General features: G+C 71.6%; 15 protein-coding genes. 8 read left to right on the forward strand and 7 right to left on the reverse strand.

The window, feature by feature from the left end:
• Positions 1-164 precede the first annotated feature (164 nt).
• Complete coding sequence (locus tag ACIBNA_RS35595; protein WP_399169319.1) at positions 165-809, forward strand: PhzF family phenazine biosynthesis protein; 645 nt, start codon at positions 165-167, stop codon at positions 807-809.
• 91 nt (positions 810-900) lie between these two features.
• On the opposite strand, the gene ACIBNA_RS35600 is transcribed toward ACIBNA_RS35595, so the two are convergent.
• Entirely contained in the window at positions 901-1,548 is a 648-nt protein-coding gene (locus tag ACIBNA_RS35600; protein ID WP_399169320.1) for a heme oxygenase (biliverdin-producing), read from the reverse strand.
• 113 nt (positions 1,549-1,661) lie between these two features.
• Complete coding sequence (gene map, locus ACIBNA_RS35605) at positions 1,662-2,519, reverse strand: type I methionyl aminopeptidase (RefSeq protein WP_399169321.1); 858 nt, start codon at positions 2,517-2,519, stop codon at positions 1,662-1,664.
• 58 nt (positions 2,520-2,577) lie between these two features.
• Here map and ACIBNA_RS35610 point away from each other — a divergent pair, with 58 nt between their 5' ends.
• Positions 2,578-2,808, forward strand: a complete 231-nt coding sequence (locus ACIBNA_RS35610) for a hypothetical protein (protein ID WP_399169322.1) — start codon at positions 2,578-2,580, stop codon at positions 2,806-2,808.
• Positions 2,809-2,880: 72 nt separating this feature from the next.
• Here the strand turns inward: ACIBNA_RS35610 and ACIBNA_RS35615 are convergent, their stop codons facing one another.
• Positions 2,881-3,483 (reverse strand): hypothetical protein, encoded by a 603-nt coding sequence (locus ACIBNA_RS35615; protein ID WP_399169323.1) that lies wholly within the window; start codon positions 3,481-3,483, stop codon positions 2,881-2,883.
• A 118-nt stretch (positions 3,484-3,601) separates the two neighbouring features.
• Here ACIBNA_RS35615 and ACIBNA_RS35620 point away from each other — a divergent pair, with 118 nt between their 5' ends.
• Genes ACIBNA_RS35620 through ACIBNA_RS35630 form a run of 3 tightly spaced genes read left to right on the forward strand, consistent with a single transcriptional unit; the run spans position 3,602 to position 5,708 of the window.
• Positions 3,602-4,711, forward strand: coding sequence for an exo-alpha-sialidase (locus ACIBNA_RS35620; protein WP_399169324.1), 1,110 nt, complete (start codon positions 3,602-3,604; stop codon positions 4,709-4,711).
• A 33-nt stretch (positions 4,712-4,744) separates the two neighbouring features.
• Positions 4,745-5,464, forward strand: coding sequence for an NADPH-dependent F420 reductase (gene npdG / locus ACIBNA_RS35625; RefSeq protein ID WP_399169325.1), 720 nt, complete (start codon positions 4,745-4,747; stop codon positions 5,462-5,464).
• Between the two features lie 4 nt (positions 5,465-5,468).
• Positions 5,469-5,708 carry a hypothetical protein gene (locus ACIBNA_RS35630; protein ID WP_399169326.1) on the forward strand — a complete coding sequence of 80 codons (240 nt, stop codon included), beginning with the start codon at positions 5,469-5,471 and terminating at the stop codon, positions 5,706-5,708.
• Between the two features lie 4 nt (positions 5,709-5,712).
• Here the strand turns inward: ACIBNA_RS35630 and ACIBNA_RS35635 are convergent, their stop codons facing one another.
• Positions 5,713-6,513 carry a site-2 protease family protein gene (locus ACIBNA_RS35635; RefSeq protein WP_274815834.1) on the reverse strand — a complete coding sequence of 267 codons (801 nt, stop codon included), beginning with the start codon at positions 6,511-6,513 and terminating at the stop codon, positions 5,713-5,715.
• 170 nt (positions 6,514-6,683) lie between these two features.
• Between ACIBNA_RS35635 and ACIBNA_RS35640 the strand changes: the two genes are divergently transcribed.
• Complete coding sequence (locus tag ACIBNA_RS35640; protein ID WP_399169327.1) at positions 6,684-9,968, forward strand: BTAD domain-containing putative transcriptional regulator; 3,285 nt, start codon at positions 6,684-6,686, stop codon at positions 9,966-9,968.
• Between the two features lie 20 nt (positions 9,969-9,988).
• Here ACIBNA_RS35640 and ACIBNA_RS35645 read toward each other — a convergent pair whose 3' ends face one another.
• From ACIBNA_RS35645 to panB, 3 genes are all read right to left on the reverse strand, one after another.
• On the reverse strand, positions 9,989-10,804 hold the full coding sequence (locus tag ACIBNA_RS35645) for an ABC transporter permease (RefSeq protein WP_399169328.1): 816 nt from the start codon (positions 10,802-10,804) through the stop codon (positions 9,989-9,991).
• Complete coding sequence (locus tag ACIBNA_RS35650; protein WP_399169330.1) at positions 10,801-11,820, reverse strand: ATP-binding cassette domain-containing protein; 1,020 nt, start codon at positions 11,818-11,820, stop codon at positions 10,801-10,803. Before ACIBNA_RS35650 ends, ACIBNA_RS35645 begins: the two co-directional genes overlap by 4 nt.
• Before the next feature lie 132 nt (positions 11,821-11,952).
• Positions 11,953-12,828: a 3-methyl-2-oxobutanoate hydroxymethyltransferase gene (gene panB, locus ACIBNA_RS35655; RefSeq protein WP_399169331.1), complete on the reverse strand. Its 876-nt coding sequence runs from the start codon at positions 12,826-12,828 to the stop codon at positions 11,953-11,955.
• A gap of 203 nt (positions 12,829-13,031) precedes the next feature.
• Here panB and ACIBNA_RS35660 point away from each other — a divergent pair, with 203 nt between their 5' ends.
• Positions 13,032-14,633: an MFS transporter gene (locus ACIBNA_RS35660; RefSeq protein WP_399169332.1), complete on the forward strand. Its 1,602-nt coding sequence runs from the start codon at positions 13,032-13,034 to the stop codon at positions 14,631-14,633.
• Between the two features lie 48 nt (positions 14,634-14,681).
• The gene (locus ACIBNA_RS35665) at positions 14,682-15,317 is read left to right on the forward strand and encodes a TetR/AcrR family transcriptional regulator (RefSeq protein WP_399169333.1); all 636 of its coding nucleotides are present in this window, start codon (positions 14,682-14,684) and stop codon (positions 15,315-15,317) included.
• The last annotated feature ends 25 nt before the right edge of the window (positions 15,318-15,342 follow it).

Consider the following 15,342-nt stretch of genomic DNA (forward strand, 5'->3'; position numbering starts at 1 on the left):
TCCAGGAGGGCGGGGAAGGTGAGGCTCACCTAAGGCACATAAGGATTGCTTAAGTGGCTCAAAATCGCCCTCATGAAGCGGTCAAAGGACGGTCAAGATCGCGACTGGGAGCGGTCCGGCCACCTGGGACGCCCTGGCCGTCCGGGCGATGTTTGAATGCCCCCGTGACTGACTACGACGTGCTCCGCGTCTTCTGCGGGCCGAACGGTGGATACGGCAACGAGCTCGGTGTCGTGCGCGAGGGTTCGGTGCTGCCCGAGCGGAGTGACCGGCAGGAGTTCGCCGCGAAACTCGGGTTCAGTGAGACCGTGTTCGTCGACGACCCCGAGCGCGGTGTGATCGACATCTACACGCCGACCCTGCGCCTGCCCTTCGCCGGGCACCCGTGTGTCGGGACGGCCTGGCTGCTCGACGTGCCTGAGCTGGTCACGCCCGCCGGGGTGGTCGGTGCCCGGCAGGACGGGGAGTTCTGCTGGATCGAGGCGCGGGCGGAGTGGGTGCCGCAGCGCACCCTGCGGCAGTACGGCAGCGCCGCCGAGGTCGACGATCTGGCCGTGCCGCCGCCGGGGGAGTGGGTGTACGCCTGGGCGTGGGAGGACGAGCCCGCCGGACGGGTGCGGACCCGGGCCTTCCCCGGACGCGGTGACGGGATCGACGAGGACGAGGCGACCGGGGCGGCGGCCCTGCTGCTCACCGACCGGCTCGGCCGGGCCCTCAACATCACCCAGGGCGCGGGCTCCCAGCTCCTGACCGCGCCCCAGCCGGGCGGATGGACCGAGGTCGGCGGCCGGGTCCACCTCGAACGCTGACCCGGGCGGTGCGCGGTCGTACGGGTGGAACAGCGTGTGTGCGCGGTACCGAACGTGGACCTCTGGGCGTGACCACTCATTCTTCGTCCGGTCACGCCGACAGCGGGAACTCCTCGCCCAGCGCCTGGAACACCGCGTTGTTCAGCGCGTACGCCCGCTTGCACTCGGACACGATCCGCTGCCGCTCCAGCTCGTCACCGGGCACCGCGTCCAGCAGCTCCCAGTAACCCCGCTTGAAGGCGGCCGGGTTGGGGATCTGCTCGAACACGTAGAAGCGGACCCCGTCGCCCTTCTTCGGGAAACCCCACGTCCTCTCGGCCGTGTCGCGGATGATCTGCCCGCCGGAGAGGTCGCCGAGGTAGCGCGTGTAGTGGTGGGCGACGTAGCCGGCCGGCCAGGTGCGGGCGCAGTCGGAGATCCGCCGCGCGTACTCCAGGGTGGCGGGCAGCGCGCTGACGCCCGATCGCCAGTCGGGGCCGCGCAGGTACTCCAGATCCTGTTCCAGCGAGGCCATCCGGAACAGTTCCGGGCGGACGAAGGGGCCGGCCACCGGGTCCCCGGCCAGGCGCTCGGCGCCGGACTCCAGTGCCCCGTACACGAACCACAGCTGCTCCGTGTAGCGGGCGAACGCGTCGACCCCCAGTTTGTGTCCCAGCAGGTCGCTCAGGAACGTCGAGCCCCTGACCTCCTCGTGCTGCTCGCGGGAAGCCGTCCGAATGAGGGTCGAGAAGGATTCCATGGGCACATCCTCTTTGGTAAGGCTTGCCTAAGTCAAGAGATTTGCCGACGATCTGTCGGTAAAAGCGTACAAGAGAAAGCCCGCCCTTGCGGGGCGGGCTCGGTGATCGATGATCAGGGCAGCGTCAGGATCTCCGCGCCCGTCTCCGTCACCACCAGCGTGTGCTCGAACTGGGCCGTCCGCTTCCGGTCCTTCGTCACGACCGTCCAGCCGTCGTCCCACATGTCGTACTCGTGTGTCCCGAGCGTCAGCATCGGCTCGATCGTGAACGTCATCCCGGGCTGGATGACCGTCGTCGCGTGCGGGCTGTCGTAGTGCGGGATGATCAGGCCCGAGTGGAACGAGCTGTTGATGCCGTGGCCGGTGAAGTCCCGGACCACCCCGTAGCCGAAGCGCTTGGCGTACGACTCGATGACCCGGCCGATGATGTTGATCTGCCGGCCCGGCTTGACCGCCTTGATCGCCCGGCCGAGGGACTCCCGGGTCCGCTCGACCAGCAGCCGCGACTCCTCGTCGACGTCACCGACCAGGTAGGTCGCGTTGTTGTCGCCGTGCACACCGCCGATGTACGCCGTCACGTCGAGGTTGACGATGTCGCCGTCGCGCAGGACCGTCGAGTCCGGGATGCCGTGGCAGATGACCTCGTTGACCGACGTGCACAGCGACTTCGGGAAGCCCCGGTAGCCGAGCGTGGAGGGATAGGCGCCGTGGTCGCACATGTACTCGTGCGCCACCTTGTCCAGCTCGTCCGTGGTCACCCCCGGGGCGATCAGTTTCGCGGCCTCTGCCATCGCCCGGGCGGCGATCCGGCCGGCGAACCGCATCGCCTCGATCGTCTCGGGCGTCTGCACCTCCGGTCCGGTGTAGGGCGTCGGCGCGGGCTTGCCGACGTACTCGGGGCGACGGATGTTTCCGGGCACGGGACGGGTGGGGGACAGCTCCCCCGGGACGAGCAGCGACTGGCCAGACATGCCAGCGAGTCTAACCAGCGGCCATGGGGGAACATGACGGTGGCGAGAGGAGCTGGTCATGGCCCTGTTCAAGAAGCGGACGGTCGGCAAGCCGGGCGAGTGGTACTACTGCCTGGAGCACAAGAAGGTCGAGGAGGGGCCGGAGTGCCCGGGCAAGGACCGGTTCGGACCGTACGCCTCCCGCGCGGAAGCCGAACACGCGATGGAGACCGCCCGCGCACGCAACCTCCAGTGGGAGAACGACCCCAAGTGGCACGACGCCCCGGCGGGCGGCCGCAACGACGAGTAGGCGCATCCCGGCGGCTGCGTACCCCGGCGGCTGCGCGCCGTTCGCGCAGCCGCACCACCGGCGAAGCCGGTCCTACCAGCGCGCCGGCGGCGGGGCCGTCAGGTATTCCGCCAGCCTCGACACCCTGTCCCGGAAGCGGCGGCGGCCGCGTGGCGTCGGCAGGGCGTTCTCCCCGGCCGCCGCGCTGACCAGGTGCTGGACCGTGTCCAGGTCCAGCTCCGAGCCCTCGGGGACGGCCAGCGCCTCATGGGCCATGGCCGGCAGCTCGCCCTCACCGGGACCGAGGGACAGCACCGTCGCCCCGGCGCGCCGCGCGTCGGACACCCGTTCGAGGAGAGGTGCGGCAGGCCCCTCGGGGGACACCAGCAGCAGTGTCTCGCCCCGCCGGGCCGCCTCCAGCCGCCCGAGGCCGACCGCCAGATGCGCCGGATCCGAGGGGCGCGCGTCATGCCGTACCAGCGTCGGGGCCAGCTCCGGCGTGCCCGACCACGCCGCCTCGTCCACCAGATGCGCCGCCAGGTGCCACGGCTCGTACTCCGGCGTGCCGACGAGCAGCAGCCCGCCGCCGTGCGAAACCACCGACCCCCGCAGCGCACAGGCGAACCGCCGCGTGGCGCCCAGCCATTCCGTCCCGGCGAGCACTTCCCGAAGCAGCGCGACCCGTACGGCATCCATGCGACCGCATCCTGCCCCAACCGGTCACTCGTGATGTGGAATTCACCACGAATTCGCCCGGCTTGGGCAGATGGACCGGTCATCCGTACCGTCGTCGAACGCCCGGAGGAACCCGCCGATGACCAAAACGAGCGTCCCCTTCCGCGCGGGCCGGGAGGGATACGCCAGCTTCCGGATCCCCGCCGTCGTCGCCACCCTCCCCCACTCTCGGCTCCGCTCGAGCGGGGGCACCCCCATCGGCACCCTGCTCGCCTTCTGCGAGGGCCGCGTCGGCTCCCGGGACGACTTCGGGAACATCGACGTCGTACTCAAGCGCTCCACGGACGGCGGCCGGACCTGGAGCCCGCTCCTGGTCGCCGCGAAGAACGGCGACGCCCTCGCCGGCAACCCGGCCCCCGTCGTCCTCGACACCGGCCGCGTCCTCCTCGTGCACGTACGCAACGCCGCCCTCGCCACCGAGGACGCCATCCGGCGCGGCAAGGTGAGCGCGGCCGACGGGCGCCGGGTCTGGGTGCAGCACAGCGACGACGACGGCCTCACCTGGTCCGCGCCGAAGGAGATCACCCAGGAGACGAAGGAGCCGCACTGGCGCTGGTACGCCACCACCCCCGGCCATGCGCTCCAGCTGAGCACGGGCCGGATCGTCGTCCCCGCCAACCACTCCCTGCCGCCCACCGGCACGGACAACGGCACCGAGGGCAGATACAACGGCGGCCACTGCCTGCTCAGCGACGACCAGGGCGCGACCTGGCGGATCGGCTACGTCGACGACAACACCGACGGCTACATCAACGCCAACGAGACCACCGCCGCCGAACTCCCCGACGGCCGCGTGTACTTCAACACCCGCAACGACTCCCCGTCGCCGGGCACCCGCGCCGACGCCCACTCGATCGACGGCGGCCAGACCCTGGTGAAACCCTTCCGTCCGCAGGCGGGCCTGTCCGCTCCCGTGTGCCAGGCGAGCGTCCTCCAACTCCGCGACCCCGACGTGCTGCTCTACTCCGGCCCGGCCGACCCGGGCTTCCGCGCCCTGATGACGATCCGCGCCTCCACCGACGGCGGCACCACCTGGCGCCCGGCCCACACCGTGGACGGCCTGCCCGCCGCGTACTCCGACCTCGTGCGCGTCGACGCGGACACCGTGGGACTGCTGTACGAGACCGGCGACTTCAGCGCCTACGAGACCATCACCTTCCGCCGGGTGCCCGTGACGGAGCTGACCTGAGCCGATGACCGCGGCGGACGTAGAGTCGGGGCCATGACCTCTACCGACAGTGCTGCCACCGACAACGCCCAGAAGGCCCCCGCCAAGGACCCCTGGGACCTGCCCGACGTCTCCGGACTCGTCGTCGGGGTGCTCGGCGGGACCGGGCCGCAGGGCAAGGGCCTCGCTTACCGGCTCGCCAAGGCCGGGCAGAAGGTGATCATCGGCTCGCGGGCGGCCGACCGTGCCCAGGCCGCCGCGGAGGAACTCGGACACGGCGTCGAGGGCGCCGACAACGCCGAGACCGCGCGCCGCAGCGACATCGTGATCGTCGCCGTGCCGTGGGACGGCCACGGCAAGACGCTGGAGTCCCTGCGCGAGGAACTGGCCGGCAAGCTCGTCGTCGACTGCGTCAACCCGCTCGGCTTCGACAAGAAGGGCGCCTACGCGCTTGTGCCCGAGGAGGGCAGCGCCGCCGAGCAGGCCGCCGCCCTGCTGCCGGACTCCCGGGTCACGGCCGCCTTCCACCACCTGTCGGCCGTGCTGCTCCAGGACCCGGAGATCGACGAGATCGACACCGACGTGATGGTGCTCGGCGAGGTCCGTGCCGACGTCGAGATCGTGCAGGCCCTCGCCGGACGCATCCCCGGCATGCGCGGCATCTTCGCCGGGCGGCTGCGCAACGCCCACCAGGTGGAGTCGCTGGTGGCGAACCTGATCTCGGTGAACCGCCGGTACAAGGCGCACGCGGGGCTCCGCGTCACGGACGTGTGACGGCATGGGGGACACTGGAGGGCACCAGCAGTGCCCGCAGTGTCCCCCGACAGGAGTCGACCGAATGCCCCGCCTCGCCCTCTATGCCCTGATCGTCTGCCTCCTCGCCGTGGCCGCGGCCGTGGTCTCCTTCATGGAGGGCAGCTGGCTGGGGATCGTCTGGGTGCTGCTGGCGGGCCTGTCGTCCAACATGTGCTGGTACTACGTGAAGCGCGGCAAGGCACAGAAGTCGGTCACGGGCTGACCCGTCAGGGAGCGGCCGAGCAGAACTCGTTCGAGCCCTGCCAGAAGCGGTACAGCTCCTGCCCGCAGTAGGTCTCCAAGTCGCTGATCCCGAGGGACTTCAGGATCGAGTCGACCACGTCGAAGAACACGCCGTTGACCGCCGGCAGCCACAGCAGCGCGAACACGAACAGCAGGCCGAACGGCGCGAACGGCTCCACCTGCCGCCGGATGCCGTACGACAGCCAGGGCTCGATGACGCCGTAGCCGTCCAGGCCCGGCACCGGCAGGAAGTTCAGCAGCGCGGCCGTCACCTGGAGCAGCGCGAGGAAGGCCAGGGCGAACCGGAAGTCGCTCGGCACGCCGTCCAGCGCGTCCAGCCAGAACGGGGCCGTGCAGACGATGGCGAACAGCACGTTCGTCAGCGGGCCGGCGGCCGAGATCAGACTGTGCTTCCAGCGGCCCCGGATCCGCCCCCGCTCGATGAACACCGCGCCGCCGGGCAGCCCGATCCCGCCCATGATCACGAAGATCACCGGGAGGACGATGCTGAGCAGCGCGTGCGTGTACTTCAGCGGGTTCAGCGTGAGGTAGCCCTTCGCGCCGACCGAGATGTCGCCGCTGTGCAGGGCGGTGCGCGCGTGCGCGTACTCGTGCAGGCACAGCGAGACGATCCAGGCCGCCGTCACGAAGAGGAACACGGCGACGCCGGGCTGCTGCGCGAACCCGGTCCAGGTCGCCCATCCCGTGACCGCCGTCACGGCCAGAATCCCGACGAAGACGGGACTGATCCGCCGCTCACTGTGGCGGCTGGTGGCGGTGGTCATGGGACTCCCTGCAGTCTCGAACACGCGATGGGACGGCCCGACGGTACCGGGCGCAGGGGGAAAACGTCTCGCGCGGGGCGGTCGGTTCCGGGGTGCGGGGGCATCGGCCGGTCCCGTGCCGCCCGCCGCGCCGCCGAACTCCGTGACCGGCTCTCGGCGTAGCGGGGACAATGGTCCCCGTGCGCTACCGCATTCTCGGCACCACGCAGGCGCTCCGCACCGACGGCACGGTCGTCCCGGTGGGCGGGGCGCGGCTGCGTGCGCTGCTGACCGTGCTGGCCCTGCGGGCCGGCCGTACCGTGCCCGTGGGGCTGCTCGTCGACGAGGTGTGGGGCGGTGAGCCGCCCGCCGACGCCCCGGGGGCGCTACAGGCGCTGGTCGGGCGGTTGCGGCGGGCGCTCGGGGCGGACGCGGTCGCCTCCGCCGAGGGCGGGTACCGGCTCACGGCCGCGCCCGACGACATCGACCTGCACCGGTTCGAGCGGCTGGCCGGCGAAGGGCTGCAGGCCCTGGCCGACGGCGACCCCGCCAAGGCGGCCGTGGTCCTGGACGACGCCCTCGCCCTGTGGCGCGGCCCGGCCCTCGCCGACCTCCCCGACCGCGCCGCCGAGGCGGCCCGCCGGGACACCCGCCGCCTGGACGTGCTGCGCGCCCGGCACAGCGCCGCCCTCGCCCTCGGTCACGCCGAGCAGTCCCTGCCGGAACTGACCGCCCTGTGCGACAGCCACCCCCTGGACGAGCCCCTCCAGGCCCTGCGCCTGCGCGCCCTGCGCGACGCCGGCCGCACGGCGGAGGCGCTGGACGCCTACGAGGACGTGCGGCGGCTGCTCGCCGACCGGCTCGGGGCCGACCCGGGACCGGAACTGCGCTTACTGCACGCGGAGTTACTGAAGCCGGGAGACGACAGCCCCGTGTCCGCGCCCGGCGCGCACGCCCCGGCCGGCGGCAACCTGCGCGCCCGGCTCACCTCCTTCATCGGCCGCGAGAGCGACATCGAGACCATCCGGGGCGATCTCACCGCCGCCCGCCTGGTGACGCTGCTCGGACCCGGCGGGGCCGGCAAGACACGGCTGTCGCAGGAGGCCGCCGAGACCGTACGGCACGCCATGCCGGGCGGTGTGTGGCTGGCCGAGCTCGCCCCGGTCGACGACCCCGCCGCCGTACCGGAGGCCGTGCTCACCGCCGTCGGCGCCCGCGAGACCGTGCTGTACGGCGCCGGCGCCGAGGGCATCCGGGCCGCCGTCGCCGACCGGCTCGACGACCCCGTCGAGCGGCTCGCCGAACACTGCTCCAGCCCCGGCATGCTGCTGATCCTCGACAACTGCGAGCACGTCGCCGACGCCGCCGCCCGGCTCGCCGAGGAACTGCTGGAGCGCTGCCCCGGCCTGACCGTCCTCGCCACCAGCCGGGAACCCCTCGGCGTGCCGGGGGAGTTGCTGCGGCCCGTGGAGCCACTGCCCGAGCCGGTCGCGCTGCGGCTGCTCGCCGACCGGGGCGCGGCGGCCCGGCCCGGCTTCCGGACCGAGGACGATCCCGAGGCGTGCGCGGAGATCTGCCGGCGCCTCGACGGTCTGCCGCTGGCCATCGAACTGGCCGCCGCCCGGCTGCGGATGCTCACCCCCCGCCAGATCGCCGACCGGCTCGACGACCGCTTCCGTCTCCTCACCTCCGGCAGCCGCACCGTCCTGCCCCGCCAGCAGACCCTCAGAGCCGTCGTCGACTGGTCCTGGGACCTGCTCGACGAGGACGAACGGGACGTCCTGCGGCGGCTGTCGGTGTTCGCGGGCGGCTGCGACCTGCCCGCCGCCGAGGCGGTGTGCGGACCGGTCGCCCTGGAGGCGCTCGGCTCCCTCGTCGACCGCTCCCTGGTCGTGGCCACGCCGCCCGGGGAGTCGGGTGACGGGGAGATGCGCTACCGGCTGCTGGAGACCGTCGCCGAGTACGCCGCCGAGCGGCTGGAGGAGTCCGGACAGCGCGCCGACGCCGAGCGCGCCCACCTGACGTACTTCCGCGAACTCGCCCGCACCACCGACCCGTTGCTGCGCGGCCCGGACCAGTTCGCCGCGATCCGCCGGCTGGAGCGGGAGTACGAGAACCTGCGCACCGCCCTGCGCCACGCCGTCGCCCTGCGCGACGAGCAGGAGGCGCTGTGCCTGACGCTGTCCCTCGTCTGGTACTGGCAGATGCGCGACCTGCGCATCGAGGCCCGCAACTGGTGCCGCGAGGTCATGGCCCTCGGCCCCGACCCCTTCACCGAGCCCGTCCGCCGCGCCGCCCCGGTCTGGCAGCGCTGCACCGACGCCCCGCCCCCGATGACCGGAGAGGTCCTGTGGGAGGCCCGGCGCGGTGTCCATCTGGCCCATCTCGCCTGTATGGACACCGAACTGGACGCCTGGCAGAACCCGCGCTCCCAGCAGAAGCTGCGGACCATCTCCCTGACCTACGAGCCCGGCCTGCCGCAGAACTGCTGGCTGCCCGGCCTGCTCTGGTTCTTCGCCGTGATGCTGACCGGCGACATGGAGCGGCTGCGCGTCATCATGGACACGTCCATCCGCACCTGCCGGGAGACCCCGGGCTTCGACTGGGAGCTGGCCTCCGGCCTCCAGATGCGGGCCAACTTCCGCGCCAACCGCACCGACTGGGCGGGCGACGCCGCCCGCGACGCCGACGAGTCGCTGGAGATCTACCAGCGCCTCGGTGACGCCTGGGGCACCGCCGAGGCCCTCTCGGCGCGCGCCGAGGCCCATGAACGCAAGGGCGCCTACTCCCTGGCCGCCGCCGACTACGAGGCGGCCATCGCACACGCCGAACGCGTCGGCGCCCGCGCCCAGGCGGCCGTCCTCGCCGCCCGGCTGGGCAGCGCGCTGCTGGAGGCGGGCGAGGGCGAACGCGGCGAGCGGCTGCTGCGCGAGGTGATCGCCGAGCGCGAGGACTCGCACAGCGAGGCCATGCCCGCCGCCCGCCTGTTCCTGGCCACCTGGCTCGGCATGACCGGCCGCGTCCCCGAGGCGCGCGAGCAACTGCGGCGGCTGCGCCAGGACTTCCGTATCGCCCACTTCATCGTCTTCGACGCGTTCATCCTCGGCACGGAGGCCTGGCTGGACGCCACGGAGGGGCGTCACGAGGAGTGCCTGGACCTGATCCGCAGGGCGCTGGAGCGGGCCGCCGATCCGCTCTCGGTGGCCATCACACCCCATATGCGCGCGGTGTACCTGATCTTCGGCGCCGGGTCCCTGGCCTGCCTCGACGGCGGGCACCGGGCCCGGGACGCGGCCCGCTTCATCGGCGCCGCCGACGCCCTGCTGCCGTCCGGGCACGTCGCCGCGCGGCAGGAGCGCGAGGCGCGCGAGCAGGCGGAGCGGCGGGTGCGGGCGGTGCTCGGCGACACGGCGTACGAGTCCGCGTACGCGGAAGGCGGTGACCTCTCCCCCGAGGAGGCCACCGCCCTGCTCTGAGGCGAACCCGTCCCGCCCGGTCAGCTCTTGGTGCGGAACTTGTGGATCGCGATGGGCGCCATCACCGCCGTGATCGCCACCGACCAGCCGAGCGTCACCCACAGGTCGTGCGCGACCGGCCCGCCCACCATCAGCCCGCGCGCGGCGTCCGCCAGCGTCGACAGCGGGTTGTAGTCGGTGAACGCCTGCAGCCAGCCCGGCATCGACGTCGTCGGCGCGAAGATCGACGAGCCGAACTGGAGCGGGAACAGCACCAGGAAGCCCATCGCCTGCACGGACTGCGCGTTCTTCAGGATCACGCCCAGGGTGAGGAACACCCACATGATCGACGAGGCGAACGCCGTGGACAGGGCCACGGTCGCGAACAGCCCCGGCCAGTTGGTGATCTCGAACCCCACCGCGACGGCCACGATCATCAGCACGGCGGTCGCGAACAGCATCCGCAGCAGCTCCACCGATATCTTCGCGAACAGCACCGAACCGCGCCCGATCGGCAGGGACCGGAAGCGGTCCATGACACCGGAGTTGAAGTCCTGGCTGAAGCCGGTGCCGACGCCCTGGGACAGCGTCATGCTCATCATCGCGATCATGCCGGGGATCACGTACTGCACATACCGGTCCTGCCCGCCGCCCAGCGCCTGCCCGATCGAGCCGCCGAAGACGAACACGAACAGCAGGGTGAAGATCACCGGCATCAGCAGCGCGTCGGCCATCGACTCCGGGTCCTTGCGGATCCACAGCAGGTTGCGGCGGATCAGGGCACCGGTGTGACGCAGATGGCCACGCAGCGGGATACGGGCGTCCGCCTCGGCGTCGTGGATGGTGACGGCGCTCATACGGCGGCCTCCTGAAGGTCTTCGGCGGGCACGGCGTCCTGCGGGGCACTGGCACGGTGGCCGGTGAGGGACAGGAACACCTCGTCCAGGCTGGGCAGTTCGGTGGTGATGGAGGAGAGCGTGATGCCGCGCGAGGTGACCGCGCCGACCACGGCGGTCAACTGCTCGTCGCTGAGGATCGGCACCAGGACGTCACCCCGGTCGGTGTCCACGGTCGTGGTGGCGAGCCCGGTGATCCCCAGCTCGTCCAGCGCGGCGGCCAGCGGCCGCAGCTGCGTCGGATCGGCCGGGCGGATCCGCAGCGCCCGGCCGCCGACCTTCGCCTTCAGGTCCTCGATGGCACCGCCCGCGATGACCTGGCCGCGGTCGACGACCGTCAGCTCCGAGGCGAGCTGCTCGGCCTCCTCCATGTACTGGGTGGTGAGCAGCACGGTGACCCCGTCGCCGACCATGCGCTTCACCTCGTCCCACACCTCGTTGCGGGTGCGCGGGTCGAGCCCGGTGGTCGGCTCGTCCAGGAAGAGCACGGCCGGTGCCCCGATCATGGACGCGGCCAGGTCCAGCCGCCGCCGCATGCCCCCGGAGTACGTCGCCGCCGGCCGCTTGGCCGCCTCGGTCAGCGAGAAGCGCTCCAGCAACTCGTCGGCCCGCCTGCGGGCCTCCTTACGGGACAGGTCGAGCAGCCGCCCGATCATGTACAGGTTCTCCCAGCCCGAGAGCTTCTCGTCCACGGAGGCGTACTGTCCCGTGAGCCCGATCACCCGCCGCAGCTGCCGGGGCTGCCGTACGACGTCGTAGCCGGCGACGGTGGCCCGGCCCGTGTCGGGAGCGAGCAGGGTGGACAGGATCCGTACGAGGGTCGTCTTCCCGGCCCCGTTCGGCCCGAGCACCCCCATGACGGTGCCCTCCCGCACATCCAGGTCGACCCCGTCCAGTGCCTTGGTCTCGCCGTAGTGCTTCACCAGCCCCCGCACGGTCACAGCGGCGCCGCCGGTGTTCTTGTCGATTCGCGTCATGCCGCTGACGGTGTCAGCCGCCACCGACAAACGACCGACAGATCACCGACAGGGGTCTTCGAGGCGCCGACAGAACGCGGCAGCCCGCCGACGGGGGACGATCGGCGGGCTGCCCGTGGTACCGCAGTGGCTCTAGTGGACGGAGTGCTCCTCCTGCGGGAACGTTCCGCCGACGACGTCCTCGGCGAACGCCTTCGCCGCGTCGCCCATGACCGCACGCAGATCGGCGTACTGCTTCACGAACTTCGGCACACGCCCACCGGTCAGACCCAGCATGTCGGTCCACACCAGCACCTGCGCGTCGGTCTGCGGGCCGGCCCCGATCCCGACGGTCGGAATGTGCAGCACCCGTGTCACCTCGGCCGCCAGCTCCGCCGGAACCAGCTCCAGCACCACGGCGAACGCGCCCGCGTCCTGCACGGCCTTGGCGTCTCGCAGCAACTGCTGGGCCGCCTCCTCGCCGCGGCCCTGCACGCGATAGCCCATCGAGTTGACGGACTGCGGGGTCAGGCCGATGTGCGCCATGACCGGGATGCCGGACTCGACGAGCAGCCGGATCTGCTCGTGCGACCGCTCGCCTCCCTCCAGCTTCACGGCCTGTACGCCCGCCTCCTTCACCAGCCGGGTCGCCGAGCGCAGCGCCTGCACGGGACCCTCCTGGTAGGAGCCGAAGGGCAGGTCGCCGACGATCAGGGCGCGCGAGGTGCCCCGTACGACCGCCGCCGACAGCATGGTCATCTCGTCGAGGGTGACGGGCACGGTCGACTCGTACCCGAGGTGGCAGTTGCCCGCCGAGTCGCCGACGAGCATGACCGGGATCCCGGCCTCGTCGAAGACGGACGCGGTCATGGCGTCGTACGCGGTGAGCATGGGCCACTTCTCGCCGCGCTCCTTGGCGGCGGCGATGTCCCGCACGGTGATGCGGCGGGTCCCCTTGCCTCCGTACAGCGTCTTGCCGCTGTCGGAGGACTTCTTCTGAGCACTCTGGGCAGCCGGAAGCTGCGTCATTGCACGGCTCCTCACACGTCATCTCGAGGCGCCCTGACGGCGTCCCCGGACCACGTCCATGGTGGCACCTCGTGTCATCCAGGGCTAGGGGAGCCCCTGTGAGTTCCAGTGCGGGCGCCGTGAAGCACAGCGGACGTAAGGGCTCGGTAAGAGTGTTCCAATACGAGACGGTCTCGTATCGTAATGGCCCTACGCTCGACGGCATGACTACTCCTGCCGACCGCGCCGCCCGCACGGGACCTCGTGTACCGGAAGCGGTGCACCGGCGCCGCTGGGCGATCCTCGGCGTGCTGATGCTGAGCCTGCTGATCGTCGTTCTCGACAACTCGATCCTGAACGTCGCCATGAAGACGATCTCCACGCCCGCCCCGACCGGGCTGGGGGCCACGCAGAGCGAGCTGGAGTGGGCGATCAACGCCTACACCCTCGTCTTCGCGGGCCTGCTGTTCAGCGCCGGTCTGCTCGGCGACCGGCTGGGCCGCAAGAAGGTTCTGCTCGGCGGGCTCGCGGTGTTCGGCGCCGGCTCCGCGCTCGCGGCCTTCTCCGGCTCGCCGGGGGAGCTGATCGCCTTCCGCGCCGTGATGGGCCTGGGCGCCGCGTTCGTCATGCCGGCCACCCTCGCCGTCCTGATGAACGTCTTCGAGCGCGAGGAGCAGCCGAAGGCCATCGGCATCTGGGCGGGCGGCGTCGGCCTCGCCATCGCCATCGGCCCGATCACCGGCGGCGTCCTCCTCGACCACTTCTGGTGGGGCTCGGTCTTCCTCGTCAACGTGCCGATCGTGCTGCTCGCACTCGCGCTGATGCTGTGGCTGGTGCCCGACTCCCGCGACCCGAGCCCCGGCCGCCTCGACCCCGTCGGTGTCGTGCTGTCCGTCGTCGGCCTGGTGCTGCTCGTCTACGGCATCATCCAGGGCGGCCGGCTCGCCGACTTCACCGACGTCACCGTGCTGGCGACGATCGGCGCCGGTCTCGCCGTGCTCGTCGCCTTCGTGGTGTTCGAGAAGCGCACCGACCACCCGTCCATCGACGTCACGTACTTCAAGAACAAGGTCTTCTCGAGCGCCATCGCCGCCATCGCGCTGGTCTTCTTCGCGCTGATGGGCGTGACCTTCTTCTCGGTCTTCTACACGCAGAGCGTGCGCGGCTACTCGCCGCTGCAGACCGGTCTGCTGATGCTGCCGCTGGCCGCCGCCCAGCTGATCTTCGCGCCGCGCGCCCGGCTGCTGGTCGACCGCTTCGGCAACAAGGCCACCACGACCGCCGGAATGCTGGTCGTCGCCGCGATGCTGGCCGCCTTCGCCACCCTGGACGCCGACACGCCCATCTGGATCCTGGAAGTGATCTTCTTCCTGATGGGCACCGGCATGGCGCACATCATGACGCCGGTCAGCGTCGTCATCATGCAGGCCCTGCCCCGCGAGAAGGCCGGCTCGGCCTCCGCCCTCAGCAACACCTTCCGGCAGGTCGGCGGCGCCCTCGGCATAGCCGTCCTCGGTTCGGTGCTGTCGACGGCGTACCGCACGGGCATCGAGGACAAGCTCGACCGGCTGCCGCCGGCCGTCCGGCACACCGCGGGGGAGTCCATCGAGGCCACCCTCGGCGTCGCCGCGAAGCTGGGCCCGCAGGGCAAGGCCCTTCTCGCCCCGGCCTACGACGCGTTCCTGCACGCGATGCACGTCACCGCCCTGTGGGGAGCGGGCGTCGCACTGATCGGCGCGGCCGTCGTGGCGCTGTTCCTGCCCGGCAGGCAGCCGGCGCCCTCGCAGGGCGAGGAGGAAAGGCAGTTGTCGGACGCGCGGTCGTAGAACTGCGCGAGAATCATCCCCATCCTGCCCAGGAAAGGACGCAGCGACGTGAGCCTCGCCGAACGGCACTCCCGGCCAGACGGCCCCCCGAGGGGCCGCCCCAGAAGCGAGGCCGTCGAGCGCGCCATCATCGAGGGCGTGATGAGGCTCCTGGAGGACGGCGTGCCCCTCGCGGAGCTGTCCATCGAGCGCGTCGCCCGGACCGCCGGCGTCGGCAAGGCCACCATCTACCGCCGCTGGAGCGGCAAGGAGGAACTCTTCGTCGACGTCCTGCGCGCCGCCGAGCCCCCCGGGCCCCCGCTCCCCGGCACCTCCATGCGCGACGACCTCGTGGCCCTGCTGGAACAGGCGCGCCGGCGAGGCCTGGCCAAGCGCTCCTCGGCGATCCTGACCAACGTGCACGCCCAGATGAAGAGCAGCCCGAAGATCTGGGCGGCGTACGAGGCCAGCGTCCTCGCCCCGCGCCGCCGGCTCGGCCTGGAGATCCTGCGCCGGGGGCAGGAGAACGGCGAACTGCGCACCGACGTCGACATCGAGCTGCTGAGCGACATGTTCATCGGCCCCGTGCTCGTGCGCTCCGTCCTGCGCCCGGACGCCGACCTCCCCGACGACCTCGCCGCCCAGGTCGTCGACACGCTCCTCGAAGGCCTACGCCCCATCAGTTCCGCAGTTCACGGGTCCTAGTGTGCGCGTTTCGTCACAGAGGGCG

Origin of the sequence: Streptomyces sp. NPDC050164, assembly GCF_044459945.1 — a bacterium.
Classification (GTDB): Bacteria; Actinomycetota; Actinomycetes; order Streptomycetales; family Streptomycetaceae; genus Streptomyces; species Streptomyces coeruleorubidus_A.